This is a genomic window from Gordonia sp. (in: high G+C Gram-positive bacteria), assembly GCF_049299075.1.
Classification (GTDB): domain Bacteria; phylum Actinomycetota; class Actinomycetes; order Mycobacteriales; family Mycobacteriaceae; genus Gordonia.
Window position 1 is genome coordinate 1 of sequence record NZ_JBAQWU010000033.1, and the last position, 4,901, is coordinate 4,901.

A 4,901-nucleotide genomic window follows, 5' to 3' on the forward strand; every position below is an offset into this window, starting at 1 on the left:
CCACACGTCGCACGGACATACGGTACCTCAGAGCTTGTCGTCAGCAGAATTCGCGACGTGATGATCCCACCCTTGGCGCAAAGCGTCGGCATACACGTCGGCAGGCTGCGCGCCCGCGATCACGAAGTGCCGGTCGAGGACGAAATATGGGACACCCTGGCACTTGAGTTCGCGCGCCAAATTCTCGTCGCCGCGCACCTGGTCGGCGTAACGGTCGGGGTCGGCGAGCACCTCCCGGACCTGCGCCTCGTCGAATCCTTCGGCCACCGCGATCTCCACTAGACGCTCGTGGCTGCCGAACAGCGTGCGCTCATCGGCGAAGTTGGCGTGAAAGAACGCCAGCAGCAGGTCTTGGGCGCGGTCGCGGTCGGCGGCGTAATGGACCAGCCGGTGCATATCGAACGAGTCGCCGAAGTCGCGTCCGGAGGTGATGTAGGGCAACCCGAACTCGGTCGCCTTCTCGGCAATCTGGATTTCGCCCTGCGCCGACTCCTCGAGGCTGAACCCGTACGTCTGTGCGAGATGTTCGACGACATCGGCGGACGCACCGCGCGGCTGCGTCGGATCGAGTTCGAAGGAGCGGTGCACCACGGTGACGTCGTCGCGGTGGTCGAACCCGCCCAGCCCTTCCAGGAACTGGTAGACGCCCAGGTAGCAGAACGGGCAGTTGATGTCGGACCAAATCTCCACGGTCATCGGCGCGTGCGTCACACCCCTATTGTGCCAGTCGCCGCCGGACTGAGCGGAGTGGACCGGTGTCGAACCCCGGCGGCCGCATCGGCCCTGGGATACTCGGTGCATGAAGGTGGCATTGGCGCTCGGCAGCGGCGGCGCCCGCGGATACGCACACATCGGCGTCATCGATGAACTGCAGGCACGGGGACATCAGATCGTCGGTGTCGCGGGGTCGTCGATGGGCGCCCTGGTCGGCGGGATGCTGGCCGCCGGAAAGCTCGACGAGTTCAGCGAGTGGGCACAGGCACTCGATCAGCGGGCGGTGCTGAAGCTCGTGGACCTGACGCTGCATGCGGCGGGGGTATTGCGGGCTGAAAAGGTGGTCGACGCCGTCCGCGACATCCTGGGTTCGGTGCTCATCGAGGATCTGGATGTTCCGTTCACCGCGGTCGCTACCGATCTGGTGGCAGGCACGTCGGCGTGGCTCGACCGGGGCCAGATCGCCGACGCCATCCGGGCGTCGATCGCCATTCCGGGGATCATCGCGCCGCACGAACTGGACCGGCGGCTCCTCGGCGATGGCGGCATTCTCGATCCGACGCCGACGGCACCGCTCGCCGTGCTCGCCGCCGACCTGACCATCGCTGTCGACCTGAGCGGCCTCGAACCGGTCGACGGCGACCCACTCCCCCAGTTTTCGGGACTGCGGGTGGCGGACCGCAGCATCGACATCGCGCAGGCCGCGCTTGCCCGGCACACGCTGGCCGCCTATCCGCCCGACCTGCTGATCGAGGTGCCCCGCACAGTGTGCGGAACCCTCGAATTCCACCGCGCCGAGGAGGTCATCGCCGTCGGCCGCGAGATCGCGATCACCGCCCTCGACGCCGAACAGTGCTGAGGCGGTGCCCCCGGTCGGGCTCGAACCGACACTGTGCGGATTTTAAGTCCGCTGCCTCTGCCAATTGGGCTACGGGGGCGCGGCGTTCATCCTACGGATGCACCACACCTCGGCTCGACAACCGGGCTACCGTCGCCGGTATGACCACGACGTACGACGCCGCCGCGATCCTCCTCGACATGGACGGCACGCTCGTCGACTCCACGCCGGTCGTCGAACGCGACTGGACCGCGTGGGCCAGCCAGCACGGCGTCGACCCGCAGGCCGTCCTCGACTTCTGCCATGGCAGACAGGGATACGTGACGATGGCGCAGTTCTTGCCGGACCGCCCGCACGAGATCAACCTCGCCGAGAATCGGGAACTCCTGCGCGCCGAGGACGTCGAGAGGAGCAAACCCGACCCTGAAGGCTTCCTCGCCGCCGCGGCACTCCTGGGCGTGCAGCCCACGGACTGCCTTGTTTTCGAAGACTCCGCCGCCGGGATCGCCGCCGCCCGGGCCGCGGGCATGCAGGTGATCGGTGGCGGCTCGGCAGATGCCGCCGCGACCGCGGACCTGCACCTTCCCGACTACCTCGACGTCGTCGTCGAACAGACTCCCGGCGGGGTCCGTCTCACCTTTCCGTAATCGCGCGCATCGGTCCCGGCGCGGTACTAGCGTGCCGACCATGATGAAGTTCCTACAGAACCTCGGCAAGTCGATCATGCTGCCGGTGGCGGTGCTTCCGGTCGCCGCCATCCTGGTCGGTATCGCCAACTGGATCGAAGGCATTCTGCACCACCCGACGGTGGTCACCTCGTTCCTGCAGACCGCCGGACTGGCGGTCGTCGGGAACATGGCCCTGCTGTTCGCAGTCGGTGTCGCGATCGGTATGGCGCACAAATCCGACGGCACCTCGGCGCTGGCCGGCTTGGTGTCCTGGCTCATCATCACCAGTCTGCTCGCGCCGTCGTCGGTGCAGACGTTGCTCGGCCGCGGCTGGTCCAAGGTGGCCGACGTCCCGGCAGCCGACGCCGATCCGCTCGCCGTCCAAGGCTATTGGCATGTGACCGGCGGTGCCGTCGAAGCACCGGATGTGAGCGCCGCCTTCGCCCCCGGCGCCTTCCAGAACGCCTTCATCGGCATCCTCTGCGGTGTGCTCGGCGCGCTGGTCTACAACCGCTTCAAGGACGTCCAGCTGCCGGACGCACTCAGCTTCTTCTCCGGCCGCCGCAGCGTCGCGATCATCACCGCTGCCGTCTCGTTGGTGGTCGCACTGATCCTGCTGTTCATCTGGCCGCTGCTGTACACCGGCCTGGTGGCCTTCGGCGAGTGGATCGTCGGCCTGGGCGCCGTCGGCACCGGCCTGTACGGATTCTTCAACCGACTGCTGATCCCGTTCGGCCTGCACCACGCCCTCAACTCGGTGTTCTGGTTCGACGTCGCCGGTATCAACGACCTCAACAACTTCCTCGCCGGCGGCAACGGCGAGGGCGTCTTCGGCGTCACCGGCCAGTACATGACCGGCTTCTTCCCGATCATGATGTTCGGTCTGCCGGGCGCCGCCCTGGCCATGTATGTCACCGCCAAGACCCGGCAGAAGAAGATGGCCTACGGCATTCTGTTGTCAGCCGCGGTGGCCTCGTTCTTCGTCGGCGTCACCGAACCGCTCGAGTTCTCGTTCATGTTCCTCGCGCCGTTCCTCTTCTTGGTGCACGCACTGTTCATGGGTATTTCGATGGCCATCAGTCAGCTACTGCCGGTCCGCATGGGCTTCGGCTTCTCCGGCGGCTTCGTCGACCTCGTCCTCAACTGGCAGAACCCGCTCGCTCAGAACCCGTGGATGATCCCGGTGATGGGTGTGGTCTGGTTCTTCATCTACTTCCTGGTGTTCCGCTGGGTGATCCTGAAGTTCCAGCTCAAGACGCCAGGCCGCGAGGACGACGACGAGTTCATCGAAGACGAGATCGCCAATTCCGGCGACAGCCCCTTCCACGCCACCGGCGCCCGCTTCATCGAGGCGCTCGGCGGCCAGGGCAACATCGTCGACCTCGACAACTGCGCCACGCGCCTGCGCATGGAACTGGCCGACCCGTCGCTGGTCGACGAGGCCGCCCTCAAACGGTCCGGCGCCGCGGGCGTGATCAAGCCCGGCGGCAAATCGGTCCAGGTGATCTATGGAACCCGCGTGCAGTTCGTGAAGGACGCGATGGAAGACATCATCGCCGGGCGGGTCGATGGCGCTGCTCTGGCCGCGACTGTTCCAGCCCCGGCCGCCGTCGCCGTCGCCGAGCCCGCCACCGCGACCGTCGTGACGCTGGCACCGCCGATATCCGGCGCGATTGTGCCGCTCGATCAAGTGCCGGACAAGACCTTCGCCAGCGGCATGATGGGCCCGGGGCTGGCGATCGACCCGTCCGACGGCCATGTCGTTGCACCGGCCGATGCGACCGTTGTGACGGTCTTCCCGACCGGTCACGCCATTGGTCTGCGCCTGACCGACGGCACCGAGGTGCTGATCCACGTCGGCTTGGACACCGTGAAGCTCAAGGGCGACGGATTCCGTCCGCTGGTGCGGGCCGGCGACACGGTGCACACCGGACAACCGCTCCTCGAGGTCGATCTGGACACGATTCGCGCCGCCGGATTCTCGACCCTCACCCCGGTGATCGTCATGAACAACAAGGCAGCTGTGGTCACCTTCGCCGAGTGACCCATCAGCACGTCCACGCCACCAGCCAATCGTGGTGGGTCTACTCGTGGGCTATCTGGCGCACGGGGTCAATATGCGGACCTCGTACGCTGCGGTCGCCTCCCTGAGCCTGACCGGCCTTTCCGGTGACCGCCTTCGAGCTGGCCGCTGTCTCCGGCCAGACCCGGCTCAGCATTTTCCGCGGTTCCATGCGCGTGGGCTGCTCTTCTCGGTGGCCGGGCAGCCGATCTCGTCCCTGCTCTCCAGTGAGGAGATCGCCATCGAACTCGCCCGCGCCTTTGTCGGCGGACACCGGCGGAACGTCGTTAGACTTGAGCGCATGTTCGTGAAGGTGTGCGGTCTGACTGCGGTCGACGACGTCGCTGTGGCCATTGCGGCCGGTGCCGATGCCATCGGCGTGGTGGCCAATCGCACCAGCCCGCGGGCCATCGCTGAGACGCTGGCCCGGGAGATCGTCGCTGCCGCCGACGGTGCCGTCGAGACCGTGCTCGTCGTCAACGACATGCCGGCCACCGATGCCGCACAGCTGGCCCGCCGCCTCGGCGTCAGTGTGCTGCAACTGCACGGGAGGTACGACGAGGCTGACTTCGCCGCCGCGGGCGCCCTTTTTCCGCGGCTGTGGCGCGCGACCTCGCTC

Annotated in this window: 4 protein-coding genes, 1 tRNA gene and 2 pseudogenes; 5 read left to right on the forward strand and 2 right to left on the reverse strand. The window is 66.9% G+C overall.

From position 1 onward, the window contains the following. Window positions 1–27 precede the first annotated feature (27 nt). Window positions 28–711, reverse strand: a complete 684-nt coding sequence (locus tag WAW85_RS01145; RefSeq protein WP_422557830.1) for a DsbA family oxidoreductase — start codon at window positions 709–711, stop codon at window positions 28–30. A gap of 88 nt (window positions 712–799) precedes the next feature. Here WAW85_RS01145 and WAW85_RS01150 point away from each other — a divergent pair, with 88 nt between their 5' ends. Next, window positions 800–1,573, forward strand: coding sequence for a patatin-like phospholipase family protein (locus WAW85_RS01150; protein ID WP_422557831.1), 774 nt, complete (start codon window positions 800–802; stop codon window positions 1,571–1,573). 5 nt (window positions 1,574–1,578) lie between these two features. Here WAW85_RS01150 and WAW85_RS01155 read toward each other — a convergent pair. Then, window positions 1,579–1,652: transfer RNA gene (locus WAW85_RS01155), tRNA-Leu, on the reverse strand. Between the two features lie 61 nt (window positions 1,653–1,713). Here WAW85_RS01155 and WAW85_RS01160 point away from each other — a divergent pair. The 4 genes and pseudogenes from WAW85_RS01160 to WAW85_RS01175 all read left to right on the forward strand — a co-directional run. Next, window positions 1,714–2,199, forward strand: a complete 486-nt coding sequence (locus WAW85_RS01160; RefSeq protein ID WP_422557832.1) for an HAD-IA family hydrolase — start codon at window positions 1,714–1,716, stop codon at window positions 2,197–2,199. A gap of 40 nt (window positions 2,200–2,239) precedes the next feature. Beyond that, on the forward strand, window positions 2,240–4,264 hold the full coding sequence (gene nagE, locus WAW85_RS01165; protein WP_422557833.1) for an N-acetylglucosamine-specific PTS transporter subunit IIBC: 2,025 nt from the start codon (window positions 2,240–2,242) through the stop codon (window positions 4,262–4,264). 131 nt (window positions 4,265–4,395) lie between these two features. Then, window positions 4,396–4,553 (forward strand): annotated as a pseudogene (locus tag WAW85_RS01170) (YibE/F family protein); the annotation flags it as partial. Between the two features lie 30 nt (window positions 4,554–4,583). Next, window positions 4,584–4,901: pseudogene (locus WAW85_RS01175) on the forward strand (phosphoribosylanthranilate isomerase); the annotation flags it as partial.